This is a genomic window from Vibrio sp. Y29_XK_CS5 (assembly GCF_024181835.1).
GTDB classification, from domain to species: Bacteria; Pseudomonadota; Gammaproteobacteria; order Enterobacterales; family Vibrionaceae; genus Vibrio; species Vibrio harveyi.
Window position 1 is genome coordinate 1 of sequence record NZ_JAMZAM010000004.1, and the last position, 17410, is coordinate 17410.

Annotated in this window: 9 protein-coding genes; 2 read left to right on the top strand and 7 right to left on the bottom strand. The window is 45.3% G+C overall.

Annotated features, from left to right (window positions below):
• A partial coding sequence (locus NL647_RS16355) for a VWA domain-containing protein (protein ID WP_253650402.1) occupies positions 1-5792 on the top strand: 5792 nt, incomplete at its 5' end.
• Positions 5793-5891: 99 nt separating this feature from the next.
• Here NL647_RS16355 and NL647_RS16360 read toward each other — a convergent pair.
• Both NL647_RS16360 and NL647_RS16365 read right to left on the bottom strand, forming a co-directional pair.
• Positions 5892-6284 carry a hypothetical protein gene (locus NL647_RS16360; RefSeq protein WP_017190126.1) on the bottom strand — a complete coding sequence of 131 codons (393 nt, stop codon included), beginning with the start codon at positions 6282-6284 and terminating at the stop codon, positions 5892-5894.
• A gap of 206 nt (positions 6285-6490) precedes the next feature.
• A complete protein-coding gene (locus NL647_RS16365; protein WP_253650403.1) occupies positions 6491-10891 on the bottom strand; it encodes an SslE/AcfD family lipoprotein zinc metalloprotease in 4401 nt (1466 codons plus the stop codon).
• Between the two features lie 315 nt (positions 10892-11206).
• Here NL647_RS16365 and NL647_RS16370 point away from each other — a divergent pair, with 315 nt between their 5' ends.
• Positions 11207-11596 (top strand): ATP-binding protein, encoded by a 390-nt coding sequence (locus NL647_RS16370; RefSeq protein ID WP_029788494.1) that lies wholly within the window; start codon positions 11207-11209, stop codon positions 11594-11596.
• A gap of 29 nt (positions 11597-11625) precedes the next feature.
• On the opposite strand, the gene NL647_RS16375 is transcribed toward NL647_RS16370, so the two are convergent.
• The 5 genes from NL647_RS16375 to NL647_RS16395 all read right to left on the bottom strand — a co-directional run bounded on the left by NL647_RS16375 (position 11626) and on the right by NL647_RS16395 (position 17391).
• Positions 11626-12264: a sugar transferase gene (locus tag NL647_RS16375; RefSeq protein WP_009701686.1), complete on the bottom strand. Its 639-nt coding sequence runs from the start codon at positions 12262-12264 to the stop codon at positions 11626-11628.
• 10 nt (positions 12265-12274) lie between these two features.
• On the bottom strand, positions 12275-13474 hold the full coding sequence (locus NL647_RS16380) for a glycosyltransferase family 2 protein (RefSeq protein WP_101961025.1): 1200 nt from the start codon (positions 13472-13474) through the stop codon (positions 12275-12277).
• On the bottom strand, positions 13471-14583 hold the full coding sequence (locus tag NL647_RS16385; protein WP_253650404.1) for a glycosyltransferase: 1113 nt from the start codon (positions 14581-14583) through the stop codon (positions 13471-13473). The genes NL647_RS16380 and NL647_RS16385 overlap by 4 nt, the downstream gene beginning before the upstream one ends.
• A 259-nt stretch (positions 14584-14842) precedes the next feature.
• Positions 14843-16270: a chain-length determining protein gene (locus NL647_RS16390; protein ID WP_005445897.1), complete on the bottom strand. Its 1428-nt coding sequence runs from the start codon at positions 16268-16270 to the stop codon at positions 14843-14845.
• Positions 16267-17391, bottom strand: a complete 1125-nt coding sequence (locus NL647_RS16395) for a glycosyltransferase (protein WP_253650405.1) — start codon at positions 17389-17391, stop codon at positions 16267-16269. Before NL647_RS16395 ends, NL647_RS16390 begins: the two co-directional genes overlap by 4 nt.
• Positions 17392-17410: the final 19 nt, after the last annotated feature.

Genomic DNA, 17410 nt, shown 5'->3' on the forward strand with positions numbered 1-17410 from the left:
AAGTTAAGTTGACCGATAAAGGTGTCGAAGCGGTTAATAATGACCAGCTTGACCTAGACAGCCTAACGGTAACTGCTTCGGTATCTGATGGTGTGAACCCGAAAGTAACAGACACGGATTCTCTTGATGTCGTTCGTGTGAATGATGCGCCGACCATTGATGTCACAGCGGTTGATAGCGTGACTGAAGATGCGGTATCTACCGACACAGTAGTGGCAACACTCGTTGTTGCTGATACAGATACGCCAGCAGACGAGCTTACCGTTCAGCTCGAAAACAACGCTGACGGTTACTTCGTCCTAGACGGTGATCAAGTTAAGTTGACCGATAAAGGTGTTGAAGCGGTTAACAATGACCAGCTTGACCTAGACAGCCTAACGGTAACTGCTTCGGTATCTGACGGTGTGAACCCTAAATTAACAGACACCGATTCTCTTGATGTGGTACGCGTAAATGACGCACCAACCATTGATGTCACAGCGGTTGATAGCGTGACTGAAGATGCGGTGAGCACCGATACCGTAGTGGCAACACTCGTTGTTGCTGATACAGATACGCCAGCAGACGAGCTTACCGTTCAGCTAGAAAACAACGCTGACGGTTACTTCGTCCTAGACGGTGACCAAGTTAAGTTGACCGATAAAGGTGTCGAAGCGATTAATAATGACCAGCTTGACCTAACTACCTTGTCTGTCACAGCGTCGGTATCTGACGGCGTGAACCCGAAAGCGACAGACACCGATTCGTTGGACGTGGTTCGCGTAAACGACGCACCGACCATTGATGTCACAGCGGTTGATAGCGTAACTGAAGATGCGGTGAGCACCGATACCGTAGTGGCAACATTCGTTGTTGCTGATACGGATACGCCACCAGACGAGCTTACCGTTCAGCTAGAAAACAACACAGATGGTTACTTCGTCCTAGACGGTGATCAAGTTAAGTTGACCGATAAAGGTGTCGAAGCGGTTAATAACGACCAGCTAGATTTGAATAGCCTGAGTGTCACAGCGTCGGTATCTGACGGAGTGAACCCGAAAGCGACAGACACCGATTCGTTGGACGTGGTTCGCGTAAACGACGCACCAACCATCGACGTCACAGCGGTTGATAGCGTAACTGAAGATGTGGTGAGCACCGATACAGTAGTGGCAACACTCGTTGTTGCTGATACAGATACGCCAGCAGATGAGCTTACCGTTCAGCTAGAAAACAACACAGATGGTTACTTCGTCCTAGACGGTGATCAAGTTAAGTTGACCGATAAAGGTGTCGAAGCGGTTAATAATGACCAGCTTGATCTAACTACCTTGTCTGTTAGTGCTTCGGTATCAGACGGCGTGAATCCAAAAGTAACAGACACGGATTCGTTGGACGTGGTTCGCGTAAACGACGCACCGACTATCGACGTCACAGCGGTTGATAGCGTGACTGAAGATGCGGTGAGCACCGATACCGTAGTGGCAACACTCGTTGTTGCTGATACAGATACGCCAGCAGATCAATTGACCGTTCAGCTAGAAAACAACGATGACGGTTACTTCGTGCTCGATGGTGATCAAGTTAAGTTGACCGATAAAGGTGTCGAAGCGGTTAATAATGACCAGCTAGATTTGAATAGCCTGACTGTCACAGCGTCGGTATCAGACGGTGTGAACCCGAAAGCGACAGACACCGATTCGTTGGATGTGGTTCGTGTGAATGACGCCCCAGAATCTACGCCAACAACTGTGACTCTGAATGAAGATGCGCAGGGCGCAGATGTATTGCTTGATTGGGCATCTTTCGGTGTGACGGATGTGGATTCTGCAGACGCTTCACTATCAATTCAGATTACCTCGCTGCCGACTGACGGATTACTTGAGTACAAAGACGCTCAGGGTGATTGGCAGGCTGTTCAAGCAGATCAAGTTCTCGATAAGTCGCAGTTTGACGCTGACGGTGTGAGATTTACTCCGGAGACAAACGAGTCTGGTGATAGTAGCTTTGGCGGTACCAATGTTGGTGACCAATCTGGTCATTATGCTCAAATTGGCTTTAAACCAACAGATGGTCAGAACGAAGGTCAAGAATCGACGCTAACCATTGATGTCACCCCTGACGCTGATGCGCCAACCTTGAGCACCGTAACGCCAGGCTTGTCGGTACCTCTGCAAGAGTTCAATGTTACGTCTTGGAACAACGTCGTAGTGGGTTCTGGTAATGGGCTAGGTGTCACAGGTCAGGTTCTTATCAATGCAATTGATGCTCTTGATTCTGCTAACGGTAATCAATCCACAACTTCGAATGTGCAAGATACGTCGTCTTATGCGACAGCCGCAAATGAAGCAGTACTTGTGACAGGATTGGTTTACCTAGAAGCGGGGACAAGCTACGACTTCACTGGTCGCGCGGACGATAGCCTTGCAATCACAGTTGGTGGGTCATTGGTCGATGAAGCTCGTTGGGGTAATGCTCAAGGTACAATTACGGGTGGTGCATTCGTACCTACTGTTTCTGGATTCTACCCGCTAGAGATTTACCATCACAATCAAAGTGGTCCGGGTAACTTCAACGTCGATGTTTCTATCAATGGTCAAGCGCCAGTTAACCTAAGCAATAGTAACTTGGTTGTGGTTAGTGATGTTAACGCGTTAGACGCGACTGATATCAGAACCTCTGCACTACAAGAAGTGAATGGTGTTGAAGTCTACGAGACCTACCAAGTAAACGAAGGTCCTCAAGATACTGCGATTCCTCTATCTGAAATTAGAGCAAATCTAAATGATACTGACGGCTCAGAATCGCTTGAAGTGACATTGAAAGGTATTCCTGTAGGCGCGGTGATCTCGGATGGCACTAACTCAATTACTATTGCTAGCGCGGATGCGGTAGATGTAACCGGATGGGCGCTAGACGGACTGACGGTGACTCCTCCTGCAGGTTCTCATGATGATTTCACTATCACGGTAACTGCGACAGCAACAGAAGAGTCTAATGGTGATACTGCTGACTCTACGGCGACGATCAATGTAGTTGTGCATGAAAACTTGCCAACGAATACAGCAAGTGATGTTGTTACAACAGACGAAGATCAGCAGTTACAAGGTAACGTCCTGCTGAATGATTCAGATGGCGATAACGTTCTACTGGTTGACCATATCACGGTTAACAACACTGATTATGCGGTTGGTCAGACGGTATCGCTGAGCAACGGCACGCTGGTTGTGAACCAAGATGGTAGTTACACGTTCGACCCAGTAAAAGATTGGTCAGGTGACGTACCGACAATTACGTACACGACAAATACTGGAGCGACAGAAACACTAGATATTGACGTCGTAGCGGTAGCAGATAAGCCAACAATCAGTATCTCTGTGGGTGATATGTCGAAAACCGACGCGGTTGAGTCTAATCACAGCTTGGTAACATCGGCAACAAACAATACGCCGGCTCAGAACAAAGTTATCGCAGATGCAATTGGTTTAGATGGCGTTCAACAAGGAGTGAATCCGGTCGCGAATGTAGCCTTGGGTAGCAACAATGACACTTCAGATACTGATTCGTTATTTGTCGGTACAAATTACAACGACACCTTCTATGGTGGCGCTGGTGATGATGTCTTTGTTGGTGGTCGTCAAAATGACTCTTTCTACGGTGACGATGGAAGATCTACAACGCAATATGATGGTAAAGACACGGTTTACCTAACTGGTAACTTCAGTGACTACCAGTTTACGTTTAAGAACAACCATAGTGGCCAAGTTCCGTATTGGATCTTCCTAGACAAGCGTTCAATCGATTCAGAAAATGACAATACGGGCTTTGAGGACCGTGGTGATCACCTGTACGAAATCGAGCGCGTTGTCTTTGCGGATAAGGTGATTGAGATAAATAAAGATGGCACTTACGAGGTTCTACAAGATCGTTGGGTGCCGATTGAAGTGGATGTTGACTTAGCTGACACTGATGGCAGTGAGTCATTAGCTCAAACTGTCCTTGTTGATGGTCTACCTGATGGTGTTGAGTTGTACGTCAATGGTCAAGCTGTTGCGGAAGAGCCAAGCGGTGGCTATATCGTGAACCTCGATGCTCAAGGTCAAGCTAACTTTGATGTAAAAGTACCGTACGATTTTGAAGGTAGCCTGGACTTCCCATTAAGTGTCACTGCAACATCGGTTGAGTCATCAAATAATGACCAAGCGACTGAGACCGAATCGGCTCGAGTTTCAGTTCGCGATTACGAATACGTTACCGGTACGCACGGTGATAACGATATTACCGGTACAGCTGATGACGACATTATTGTTGGTGATGTCCAAGGTCTGCAGATTGTTGAGGGCGAGGATTACAACATTGCTTTTGTTCTAGATACTTCAGGCAGTATGGGGTATGACGTAGGTAAAGCAGAGACTGAGATTCAAACGGTTCTTGATACCTTGATCAGCAGTGCTACCGGTTCTCATTCGGGTAAAGTGAATGTCTTGCTAACAACGTTTGCAACGAATGATAAGTTGCTGTTGGAAGTTGATTTGAGTGACCCAGACGCTTCAACGAAAATCGCGACTGCATTTGCAAACAATAGAGACAATGGCAGTGGTAACACAAACTATGAAGCTGCATTTGATTCAGTGCTAGATTGGTTTGCAGGTAAAGATAGTGATGCAAATAACGTCACATACTTTATCTCTGATGGTACGCCGAACCAAGCTGACCACAATAGCGCTTATGATTTGGCTTCGATGACTAATGTGGTGATTGGTGCTGAAAATGGCAAAATTATTACTTTGGGAGACGTGTTACCAAGCGATTATCAACGTGGTGATGTTGTGACTTACAACAACCAAACGGTTATTGCGAGCAACACAGAGGTTTATTCTTTGTCGACTGGCGACCGCCTTGGCTACATGTACAGCAACACGGGTTACTATGACTACAGCAATAGTGTTACCGCTCAAGCTGAGAATATGTACAAAGCATTGGAAGAGTTTAGTGAAGTGCATGCGATTGGTCTTGGTAACAACTTGGACGCAAGCACACTCGAAAACTACGACTCAGACAATACAGTGCGAACCAACATTGATGTTTCACAGTTGGCTGAAGTTATCCTTGGTAAGGAAGTCGCTTTGCTTCAAGGTAGAGATGACATCGATAGTCAAGCTGGTGACGATATTATCTTCGGTGATGCAATTCGATTTGGTTCTAGTGATGAACAAGGTGTATCTGCATTACAAGAGTATGTTGCTGGTCAATTAGGTAAAGATGTTGGTCTTGTTACCGAGAAAGATGTTCATAACTACATTACTGACAACCAAGCTGAATTTGAGCAATCTCGTTCAAGCGACCGAGCGGATAACCTGTCTGGAGGTGAAGGCAACGATATCCTATTCGGGCAAGGTGGCTCAGATACGCTGGACGGCGGTATAGGTGATGACATCCTGATCGGTGGTTTGGGTAACGATATCCTTACCGGTGGTGATGGTGCAGACATCTTCAAGTGGGTGGATGTTGCAAATGAGACAGATACAGTAAAAGACTTCAATGCAAACGAAGACTCTCTTGATTTCTCTGACTTGTTCGAGGATCTATCTAAGGATGAACTTGGTTCGTTACTGGATGATCTGAAGTCGGGTGATCACGCTGGCGATGTTGGTAATTACCATGTGGAAGTTACGCAAGATGGAGCAACAGACTCTAACTTGAGTATCTCTAAAGGTGGAACGACATTAGATATCCATTTTGATGGAGCAAGTGTTGATGACGTCACTTCACACCTGATTGCAAGTCTGGATTCTCAACTTAAAGATATGTAATCAAACCAACTGAAGGTATGAAAAAAAGGTCTAGCGTAATGCTAGACCTTTTTTGTTTTCAGTCAGGTATAAGCCTTTATTGGCGTTTTCTGTGTTTTACTACAAAGTGTAGATGTCATGCTCTCGAAGCAGGTACAACGCGAAGCAAGCTGCGAGCATTGGCCACGCAGCAAAGAACAGCAGGTTGTTAAATGGGTCTAGGTATTTAGCAAACGAAGAAAAGGTTGAGCCAGCATGTAAAACTAAAATGGCGAGGTAGGTTATATTTTTCCATAAGCCAGCGACAAAAATCCCAATAAATACTAATTGGGCAAGCCCCATCGCGACAGAGATTCCACTTGAAATGTCTAAACCATAAAAGCCGGCAAATACTTTCATTGCGTGTTCTGGAACAAAGACTTTATCTAGTGCCCACATAATAAACACCAAGGCGATACTTAATCGCAATGCTAATAATCCTAGTCCTAATTTAAGTGGCAGTGTTTCTTTCATTTGGAGTCCTTTAAAGAGTAACGAATAAGTTCTCAATGGCAGACCGCGGTTTTTCTTATCTGATTACAACGGGATATGTAAATATTCGTGAATTGGTTATCTTGAGAAGCAAGTCCGTACAGGGTAATCCCGCTTGAGCACTAAAAGTGCGATGAACAAAAAAAACCGACAGAGTCGAATTCTGTCGGCTTTTGATTTACTGCGGTTTACTTAACGGACAAATACTCAGAAGGGGATTTGTCTGGTTTTGGTAGTTTCATTGCCGCTACGGCGTTGAAGCCTGCTTGTGTTAAGCCACCAGAGTAATCAACACTGCCATTTGGTAAGTTGGCTTTAGTTTCTGATGGGTTCCACTTGCGGAAGTAATCCGTCAAATCGTACTGGGTTAAATAAGACGTACACGCCATCAGCAAATCGCCTTGGCTTAACTGGCTGCTCTGCGTTGAACAGTAGTTAATGCCTTGGTCACCAACACTGTCACCACGAGCTTTGCGGTGAGCCAACTTGAAGAAGTTCCAACCCTGATCTTCACCAAAAATGCTTGGTTTAGATGCTTGATTAGAGTACCAAGTGTCGATGTTAAAGTGATCTTCTGCCCAAAGCTTCAACTGACCGAACATGGCTAAGCGCATACCGACATCTGCCTCACTCCAAGCGTGACCTTCAAAGCGGTCTAGCCATAGAGGTGACTTAGATAAGTCACTTGCGATGCGGTCCATGTATGGCTTCGCTTCGCGTTGCTCCTGCATGTATAACGCAAGAATGTTGTTGGTCACCTCGGTTGAGCCAGCTACCATAAATGGTGCTGATGCTAAGTTATGACCCACTTCGTGCCATAGCAGCCAATCATTCGTTGGGTTCGTTGGAACCACTGTCCATGTCGGCCAGTAGCTGTTGCTTTGTACTGGGTAACCAGAATGTGCTGCACCAATAGAGATTTGTACATCATTCACAAAGCGGTGTCGGTTAGCTAAGAGAGCATCATAGGTAAATCGACGATGCTTGCCATCTTCCGTCACCTGATCGCGTCCGTAAAAGTCGCTTGCATGATTTGCGAAGGCGTTCAGTTCATCAGCGAATTTAGGTACATCAGTTTCCTGTACGTTGTTGACAGGAGTGGTGTAGATGAAATGACCAGAATCGATTTCGGCAAGTGGTACGTCAGCATTGATGTTGTTTACCCATTTGCCATCTTTCCACCAAGATGCTTGTAGTACGCCGTTAAAGTTGAACGTCACCAAGTCACCTTGAGCTGTTTCAAGAGGCTGGATGTAAATCAAACCACCATAAGGGACTTTAAAGGTTAATTGCGCCCCGTCATATTGGAAGGTCTTCTGAACGCGAGGTGGACGTTTCAAACTCAACTCATGATTCGCGCGCCCTGTCAGATCATCTACTAACGCCACGTTAATCGAAGCTTTTACGCCCCCGGAAATCGTCACATTTTCAAGTTGTGGAGCCCACAAACCTGTTGATTGCATACTGCCAGCGGTGCCAATTACGGTTTTGTTGTTAGTGTGAATATCGACACTAGCCGAACTTCCAGATTGCAATGGTCGACCTGGGTAGCCTGTCGTATCAACACTGATGTCTAAATCCCAGTATGAGCGACCTAGCATCATGCGAGTTAACGGTTTTTCCATCCAGTTTAGTGGGTAAGAAGGGTTAAGTTCGCCTGATTCTGTAATCATTGACCATTTAGCTAACTGCTCTTGTGTCTCTTGCCCACATACATTTCCGCCTTGGTGAGTGTTATTGGTGTAACAGTTCAGTATTTCGACTGCGCGTTTGAAGCCAAGCTCGTCTTGTACGTCCTGTTTATACTCGTACTGTTCGTTATTCCATAGCCAAACTGATAGGTTGTCGTAAGTTGATGTTAACTCCGCTTGCGACAAGCGTTCACCAATCTCACCTTTACTACGGTAGTAAAGCTCGTGAGAGAATAAGCGATCAATGTTTGCACCTAGGTTTGCAGCCTTGACCATACTATCGACGACTTCAGGACTCATTTCGTAGCGAGTGAAGTCAGGACGGTGGTGGTTACCTCGGCTCGGAATACCATGACCTTTACGTACTTCAATACAGTTAACTTCGTATTGGTATTCGTCCTTACACAATGGCACACCAGGGAAGTTCTTTTGCAGTTCCGCGATGGCTGCTTGTTTCTCTTGCTCAGATTTCACCATGTGGAAGGCATAGCGCTGTTGCTCTTGGTCGCCAACAGTTACCTTGTACAACGGAATCTCAAGCGTTGGCATGTCGATATTACCCGGCCATGTGACGGTGCCATTGTCATTGATTTCAATTTTTGTGGTATCGGCATAACGCTCATAAACCACAAGATCGAATTCCGCCACTGTGTGTAGGTTAGGGACGTTTGGACCCGATGTACTATGACACCAGTAGCTATCTGAACAAAGAGACTGGAAGGTCTTCGCAACGTTTGCACCACCTACAGAGACGCCAGCGGCATCAGCTAAACGAGCGATAGGCTCAGGATTACTTGCCTCTAGAGCATCAAAGAAGATGATGTTGCCGCCGTTATTTACATATTCGATCAGCGCTGTGACGTCATCTGCATCCAACTTAGGCTGTTGAATATCAGAAACGACGGACTTGGTATCATAGCCATCGGTTTTAATCTCATAAGATTGAAGCAGTAATAGCGGAGTCGTCGTTGCATCAAGAGTGCTGAATGAACCACTATTTAGCAATTCCATATCACCAAGTTGGTAGCTTGGGTTAACGAAGAAGTCGTAGATTTGACCCTCTTTGCGATCCCAACGGAAAGCGTGCCCTTTGCTGATGTTCGTTGCAATGGCAATCGAATCCTGTGATGCGTTTGGTACTAGCCAATTGATCAAGTTGCCGAACATCTTTTGCATGCTGCCGTTGTCGGTACGAGTATCTGCGTCTTGAGCAACTTGGTTGTGTGGTGTGCTGTAGCGACATGTTTGTTTCTCGCTATCAATGCCCAAATCTGCGCCTGCCCAGTAGTTTTCTGGACACGAGAAGATAGAGGTGTACATCGCGTTACCCAAGAACACTACTTTACCTGAACCGATCATACCCGCGGTCATGGTTGGTAAATTGAAGGTCGCTGTTTGTTTCGAGATTTTTTCCGGACGCTGCATCTTGACTGTCGATGTCTCATCAATGGTCGTCGCATCTACGATGTAAGCTTTCTTGTCTTTACCTGAGCCACGTGTCCAAGCGGCCTCTTCACCAAAAGGAAGCCAGTAACTGTTGTCATTACGTGGCATTAGCACAGGGAATGCTTCATTGGTTAGGTTGAAGTTACGCATTGCACGCGTATAACCAGAACCGCCCCAACCATGGTTATCATGGAAGATGTGCACGCTATCCACGCCTGCATAAATTTGATGCAGAGATTGCGTTACATAATTGCTCCCAGTAGCGCGAACGGTACGCAACATAGGTGCCACAAAGCCTGACCACTGTGGTGCTTGTTTCAACTGTCCATCGATGATCTGCGTTAAACCTTGGCTAAACTGTGCAGCAAACTCGTTTGGCGTCGTGAAGTTAGTACCCTCAATCTTTGCGCCGTTTGGTAAGCTAAGGTTGATCAGTTCATTGATTACGTTAGGGTACTGTGCAAATACCTGACGAACGTTATCGTTGATCTCAATGTTGCTGCCAGTCTGAATACCATAACGACGAACAAACGCCTCTAGGTTTTGTTTTACCAACGGATTGTCACTTAAATCCGCAAGTTGGTAATTTACCTTGTTACCTTTAACTTGCCCGAGTGTGAAGGTATCGATACCAAAGATCAGGTTCTCGCCCCATAGGTATTCAAACTCGCCGTTTGCATCTGTCATACCACGGGCAGAGTGGCTGAAGAACTCAACACCTGCAAGGGGGTGGCCTTGCGAGTCCGTCAAGCGACTTGTCGTTAGTGGTTTGTTTGCAGCGCTTGGCTTGTATTCATAAGTTGCTTCGGCGTTGGCAGAAACAAACGACCCGGTTAAGTTGTTACTTGCACCTGGGGTGACTTCTGGCTGAAGCTCTGGATCAACATGTGCGCTTGGTTGCTCACCCTCATTCGCGACACTTGGATTGAGAAACTCATCAATCGCCGCTTGATCTTCGCTTAGATACAGGTCTTGGATATCGTAGCTGTTGATTTCATCTAAACACACTTGCGTATCTTGAGTAGTGCATGTGTCGATCTTGTTTAACAGCTTAGTAGCATTACTTGCGTGTTTGCCTAGCACATCTTTAAGATCATACGCTTGAGTTAATTCAGATGGTTGTGAACCTTCACGTGTTTGTTCTGGCACTAGGTAGTTGAACGTACCTAGAGTAATACCACCGAATTGACAGGTGAATGTGCCTTCAGAAGCGGTATAAGTGAAGTAGCCTGACTCACTGATATCCTGATCATCACACTCAAGATCACCGGTTAACTGTTTACTATGAATAAACAGTTTACCTTGATACGTGGTTACACCGATATCTGGTTGATCTGGCGGTAAATCAGGTTCAACAGTCGGTGGCGTGGTATTTGTTGAGTTGTTGCTTTCATCGCCACCGCAGCCAAACAGCAGCGAAGCGACAAGGATTGAAAGAAGACTTCGTTTCAAAGACTAAACCCTTATGAAGTGCCATCGTCATTTGGATGGCGAGTTGGTTGAGAGTTACTTTATTTTAAAGCTCAGAGCTATCGAGATTATGCTGTTAAGTAATTAACTTTTAGTAAGTTTTTAGGGCTCGATAAATGCGCGCGCATTCTAGTTTTAAAAGCGGCAGGAGGGAACAAAAAGATTAGCTTTGTATTGAACAAATTTTTACAACTGAGGGTGGGATTCACAGAATGAATAAGCCTAGTGGTTAGTTGGACTTTCTTTTCTGCAAAAATAGCGTACAGTTTGCTGGTTTTTCACTGAAATCATCCGATCATGACCAACGCAAAACTCCTTCTTATTCGTGGTTTACCAGGCTCTGGAAAGACAACGCTTGCTAAGAAATTGTCCAAACAGCTCAAAGCGAAACACTTTGAAGCTGACATGTATTTTGAGAATGAAATTGGAGAATACGTTTTTGATGGTACGAAGCTAGCGGATGCCCATGAATGGTGTTTTCAACAAACCCGTAAGTGGCTTAATAAAGGTAAGGTGGTGATTGTCAGCAATACCTTTGTTCGTCACTGGGAAATGAAGCGCTACCTAAAGTATTGTGAGAAAAAGCAAATTGAAGTGGAAGTGCAGGTGTGTCGTGAGCAATATCAAAGCATTCACGATGTGCCATCAGCGACGATCGAAAACATGCGTCGCCAATGGCAAGAATAACGTTTTAACCTCTTTTGGTCTCAAGAATACTACTGACCCCTGCCATCGATCATGACAACCAGTGTTTTGCTCATAATGGCGATGTCCATCGAAATCCACGAGTAAAATGAGCTTAGGCTCAATGCGTAGCTGTGGTCGAAGCCGACTTTACGGCGAACATCCTCAATACATGAGTCGTAGCCTTGATTGACTTGTGCTAACCCTGTGATGCCTGGTAGAACACCGTAAGTGCGTTCAACAAAGTAAGGAATCTCATCTTCTAGCTTTTGGTAAAAAGCAGGGCGCTCAGGACGAGGACCAATCAACGACATTTCACCTTTTAGCACATTGAATAACTGTGGCAGTTCATCTAAGCGTGTCTTACGTAAGAATCGACCGACAGGTGTGATTCTTGGATCATTCTCTGAAGCCCATACCGCGCCAGAACGTTGCTCGGCATCGACATACATAGTGCGAAACTTCATGATTTCAAACAGCTCCATCTTGTCTGGTGTACAACGACCCACACGAAGCTGACGATAAATGACAGGTCCTTTTGAGTTGATCGTGATTGCCATTGCAATGATTGGCATGGCTGGTAGGGATACAAGCAAAATAAGCATTGAAACAACAACATCGAAAGCGCGTTTTGCTAAATGAATATTTGAGTCATAACGTGAAGTCTTCATGATACTTTCCTTATTGATTAACGCGCTTCCAGCGACCATTTTCCATTCCTAGAAGATAACGAAGCCCGCCTGCGAAGTTTGCTATGTGTCCGACTACTATGTAGTTGATCAACTTGAATGGCTTAAACAAATTGAACGCTGGGATTAAATAAGTGATGAGAGTGATTGAGTAAACGGCTAACTGCGCTACGAGTAGAGCTTGAAACGTAGGGTATTCCATCAACAATAACGAACTCACGAAACACATGATCATTAGGTAAGGAGTCGCAAGACGCAGTACCTTTCCTGATAAAAATGCAAATGCAGTGCCACGATAGCGGGGTAACAGCAGCTTTTTAAGTTTCAAGAACTGCTGCATATTGCCTGCAGAGATGCGTAGACGTCGTTTGAAGTCAGAGTTATCAGAGCTTTCTTCTAGCTCAAGAGCCAGCATCCTAGGTTCATAAATGGATGCATAACCTTGTAGTACGATACGCATTGGTAAAATGAAGTCATCGTTAATGATCTCAGGTTCGAGCGGCGTGAACAGTTTGGTTCTAAATGTATAGAACGCGCCGTGAGAACCAATGGTTGAGCCAATCAACGACTCTTTGTATTTCACATTAGATTGGTACTGCCAGTAAGCTGCTTCACCTTGGTTTTGTGTCGCCATGATTTGATAAGTCGCATTGACTACACCGATATTCTCATTTTGATAGTGTTGGCTCGCTAGCAGTAAGGAATCACAAGAGACTAGGGCAGAAACATCACTAAGGACGGTAATCTCAGTGGTTATGTTTTTCATTTCAGAGTTGATGAGCGTCACTTTGCCACGATTGATTGCGTGGTCTCGAATGATGAATAAAGTGTCAGCACAGATCGCTTCTTGAATGGTGTTCTGTGCTATCTCTGCTGTGTTGTCGGTGCATCCATCACAAGCAATGACAATCGTTAATTTATCTCGCGGATAGTCAAGGCTTGCAAGGTTTCGGATCTTTTCTGCGATCCATTGTTCTTCGTTGTAGGCAGGTACAACGATTGTCATCGTAGGTAAGATGCAGTCGTTTTTGGATGCTTTGTAACAACGCTCTTTTACCGTTGCTTTCTTCGCTACCTTGCGCTGTTCACGACGTGTTGAAAGCCAGTTCAGAACAAGAGGGTAGCCAACGTGATGGTAGACAATTAATAGCGCAGACAAAACGAAGCCAGTGATCCAAAGTAAATCAATCATAAGTCCTCTCCTTGAGCTAACATCGCGTAGCGGTTAACCATATTGCGGATATCGAAATGCTTAAGAATATGGGCTCTAGGCGAACGCGGTATTTCTGATAAATGCTGTGACAATGCATCCGCTAGAACGGGAACTTTATTTGGCTCAACCAATGCGCTTGTTTGTGGGCATAGCGTCTCCTTTACCGCACCAACATCACTAGCAATGCAAGGGACGCCGCAGGCTTGTGCTTCTAAGGTTGAAAGTGGAAAACCCTCTTGAAGTGAAGGTAGACAAAAGACATTTAAGCTTTGGTAAAAGTGCGGCATGTCACTAACCAAGCCCAAGAACGTTACTCTGTCTTCCAGTCCCAAAGTGCGTACCTGCGCTTCTAATAGCTCTCTTTGGCTGCCGCTTCCTGCAATAGCAAGGTGTGTATGTGTTGGTAGATGTGAGAAGGCTTTGATTAGGATCTCTTGCCCCTTAACGGCTTCTAAACGACCTGCTGTTCCGACAATGAACTTATCAGTGGGAAGCGAAAAGCGCTCACGGGCTTGGTTTTGATTACCATTGGTGAACTTTTCACAATCAATCCCATTATGAATAGTGCTGACTCGAAGATAGCCTAGCTTGTTGGTTATTTGGTCAGCGACAAACTCAGCGTCTGCAACAACTTGGGGGCGAAGACTCTTGAGTAATACTGTTTGTAATCTAGCTGCTTTTTGGTTGTTTAAGTGCCAAGCATCATGCTCCGTGTGGATTAAGGTTTTAATGCCTAGCAATCGTGTCGCAATCCCGCCATACAGTAAGGGACCGATATGGTGAGTATGAACGACATTTGCGTTGAGTCTTTTGAGTATATGTTTCAATGTTCGGAGTGTGGTTAGGCTAAAACCTGGCGCTTTATCGAGAAAGCAAAGTTGGTCTCGGTAATCCAACAACTTACTCCAATGACGAAGTGCAACCGTTTTGTTCCCCTCAAGACTAACCACAAAAACGGAGTCTTCTGCTTTAGCAAAACGAAGCATCTCTAGTACCAGAGTTTCTAATCCGCCGGGGGCGAGATGTTGGACGACGTGTACAATCACATTGCCGTTCTTGGTTGAGGTTCGAGTGTCTGAGTTTTCCATTCCTGAGTCCTCGATATATTTGTTTTTCTACATGTTGACTTGTGCACGCTATGTGCCAAAAATTAAAGTAATTAAAAACAACAAGTTAATGATTTGGACGTGCTGAACATCAAAATGAGAAAAGAATATTCTCATTTTGAAATTCAGAATTAACGGATGAAAGAAATTTCCAGCTAATTGCTTGATTTAATGGGAATGGGGATGAGAAAGCACTCAACGAACGAGTGCCTTCACATGATGCTGAAATTTAAAATTCTGGCTAGAAGATTACTTTAGGGATAGTGGTAATCACAGGGACGCCCAAGTGTTTTTCAAGGGATTTTCGTGAGCGAATCGAGTTATCTGCCAGTTCCGCAATGGTTGCTAATCCGATACCTAATCCAGCACCACCAATGAACCCTAAGATAACAAACATAAAAGCGGGTAAATTGGCTGGAATTGTGGGAGTGTAAGGCTCATCAATGACTTTCACGCGTTTATTTTCTTCAAATACACCCAAAGAACCGGTGAGTTGGGCCATTTCATAACGTTCAACCAGTTCTTCGTACAATTGGCGTTTGACTGTCACATCTCTTGCCAGTCGATTGATTTCAGTTGCGGTGCTACCAAATCGATTCGCATTGGTTTCTAACTCTTGAATCATGCTTTGCAGACTCGCTGTCTCTTCTTGAAGCGATTCATATCGACCGCGCATGATTTGCAATTGATGGAGCTGAGAAACAAGCAGAGGTTGCGCATCACCAATATTACTTACCGTTGCGGTGCTGGCGATATCCCAAAGCTGGTTACTGTTCATCTCAGGTTGTTTTGAGTTGAGTAGAACGGCGCGCTCTTGTTCTAGGCGATTCAATTCTCGCAATTTACCTTGGACCATACTGTGCGCTTCTGTGTACTTGGCACGAAGTAGGGTTAGTTCACTGCGGATCTCGATGATTTGCTCTTCAATTTTACCAATCACTGGGTTGGTCTTAGAAAGTTGTTGGTCCAAGCTACCTAAGCTGCGTTTTACACCAGCCAGTTCCGCTTCTTTCTCTGCCAATGTCTGCTTTAGGCTCGCTAAACGAGTCAGGCTTTGTGCCTGCATCTCTGGTGTTGCGTGCGAATAGGCGTTTTTGTATTCGGCAAAGGCTTGCTCGGCTTTATCCAGTTCCTCACGACGTTTATCAATATGCATGGTAAGAAAGTGGCTTGAGTCTTTAATCGAAGATCGCTCTGGGGCAAGAAGTTGTTCTACAAAATGATCGCTGACGGAGCCAAGTATATCTTCCATACCTTCAGACTTACTGCTGGTTAACTGGATTTGAATGAAGTCTTTACCAAGCTGTTGCACCGTGAGGCGATTGGCAAGCTCTTTAATGATGGACTCTTGTTCTTTCGGTCCCATGGTGTCATCAATCAAGCCTTGTTCTTGAGCAACCGAATACAGCACATGACGGCTTTTCAATAGGGTACTTAACGCGCTCAAGCGATCTTTCAGCATGGTTGAGACGGCAAGATCTTCGAGGAATGGATTCATCTTGGCTGTTTCTTGAATCAGCATACTAGTGTGTGCCACATATTTCGTTGGCATCATTTTACTGACGACAAAGCCTAAGATAGGCAATACCAACATAGGAATAACAATCAGATAGCGACGTCGCCATGCACCATGCAGTAATAAGGTGATGTTGTCTCTTAAATCGTTCATAACGCCCTCACTAATCGCTCAACTTGACGTGCTCTTGATTGCCAACTTTGTTGTTGGATGATCGAGAGTGAACCCTCTGGTGGTGGGAGTAAGTGATCCAGGCTCGCACGAACATCATCCACATCCGCCACAACATGCAACATGTGTTGGTAGGGCTTAAGTGCCGGGAAAGCCGTACTGATGACCGGTGTTCCTGTGGCGAGGTATTCCAATAGTTTAAGTGGATTACAGGCTTGAATCTGTGCGTTATCGACGAACGGTAGCCAACTCGCATCCCAATGTTGTGAGTAGCTAGGTAAATCTTGATGTGCTCGCGGACCTAGGTAATGGATATTGTTTCGTTGTGGCAACGGGTTGTGAGGAAATTCATTTGGACCAATAAAGACCAAATCCCAATCCAGGGCTTGATCGGCGACTTGTTCTATTAAACGGTAATCCAACCATTCTGATAGGCTGCCGTAAAAACCGAGTACCTTACGACCATTGTTTGGCATATCTTGCGCTTTCGCCGTTGGCTCTGAAAACAAACTGAAGTCCACACCATGCGGTAGAGTCACGGTTTTCTCTTGCGGAAGCTCAGCGGTAAGCTTATCACTGGCAGCCAAAATAAGGTCTGCGTTCTCAATCAAGTCAGCTTCATGTTCCAAAATGGTTCGATGATCGACACCCGCGAGTGCGCCAAAGTCATCACCACAGTAATAAACAATGCCTTTGGTACTCATTTCTCGACAAATATCCACAGCGGTAGGCAGTGACGTCCAAAAAACGGCATGTTGAAAGCCGAGCTCATTCAGTTTTTTGCTCAGTTGATGTTTCATCATTTTCGTCGCGACGTTACGTGCCCATTTAGATTTGGGAGCAGGGATCGTCAGCAAAGTGATGGTGTGGATGTTTGAGACATCCTCTCGGCCGAAAGGCGTTTGAACCTTGTCTTGTTGTTTGAATGATCCAGTCAGTTTGGTGACGAGGCGTTTAGCGTCTTTTGGTGTGAACTTTGGTTGTCTTAAGCCGATAGAGTTGACCCAAAGAATACGATGGTTGTTCGCTAGGTGCTTTATCAGATGTTGAGTGGAAGATGGCAAGCCGCCGAAGTCTTCTCCAAATACTACGATATCTGTCATCGTTCTCTCCTTGAGCCAA

Bases quoted from the DNA above. Each gene is read 5' to 3' on its own strand.
- NL647_RS16360 (WP_017190126.1), bottom strand. From the start codon at position 6,284: ATGAAAGAAACACTGCCACTTAAATTAGGACTAGGATTATTAGCATTG.
- NL647_RS16370 (WP_029788494.1), top strand. From the start codon at position 11,207: ATGACCAACGCAAAACTCCTTCTTATTCGTGGTTTACCAGGCTCTGGA.
- NL647_RS16375 (WP_009701686.1), bottom strand. From the start codon at position 12,264: ATGAAGACTTCACGTTATGACTCAAATATTCATTTAGCAAAACGCGCT.
- NL647_RS16380 (WP_101961025.1), bottom strand. From the start codon at position 13,474: ATGATTGATTTACTTTGGATCACTGGCTTCGTTTTGTCTGCGCTATTA.
- NL647_RS16385 (WP_253650404.1), bottom strand. From the start codon at position 14,583: ATGGAAAACTCAGACACTCGAACCTCAACCAAGAACGGCAATGTGATT.
- NL647_RS16390 (WP_005445897.1), bottom strand. From the start codon at position 16,270: ATGAACGATTTAAGAGACAACATCACCTTATTACTGCATGGTGCATGG.
- NL647_RS16395 (WP_253650405.1), bottom strand. From the start codon at position 17,391: ATGACAGATATCGTAGTATTTGGAGAAGACTTCGGCGGCTTGCCATCT.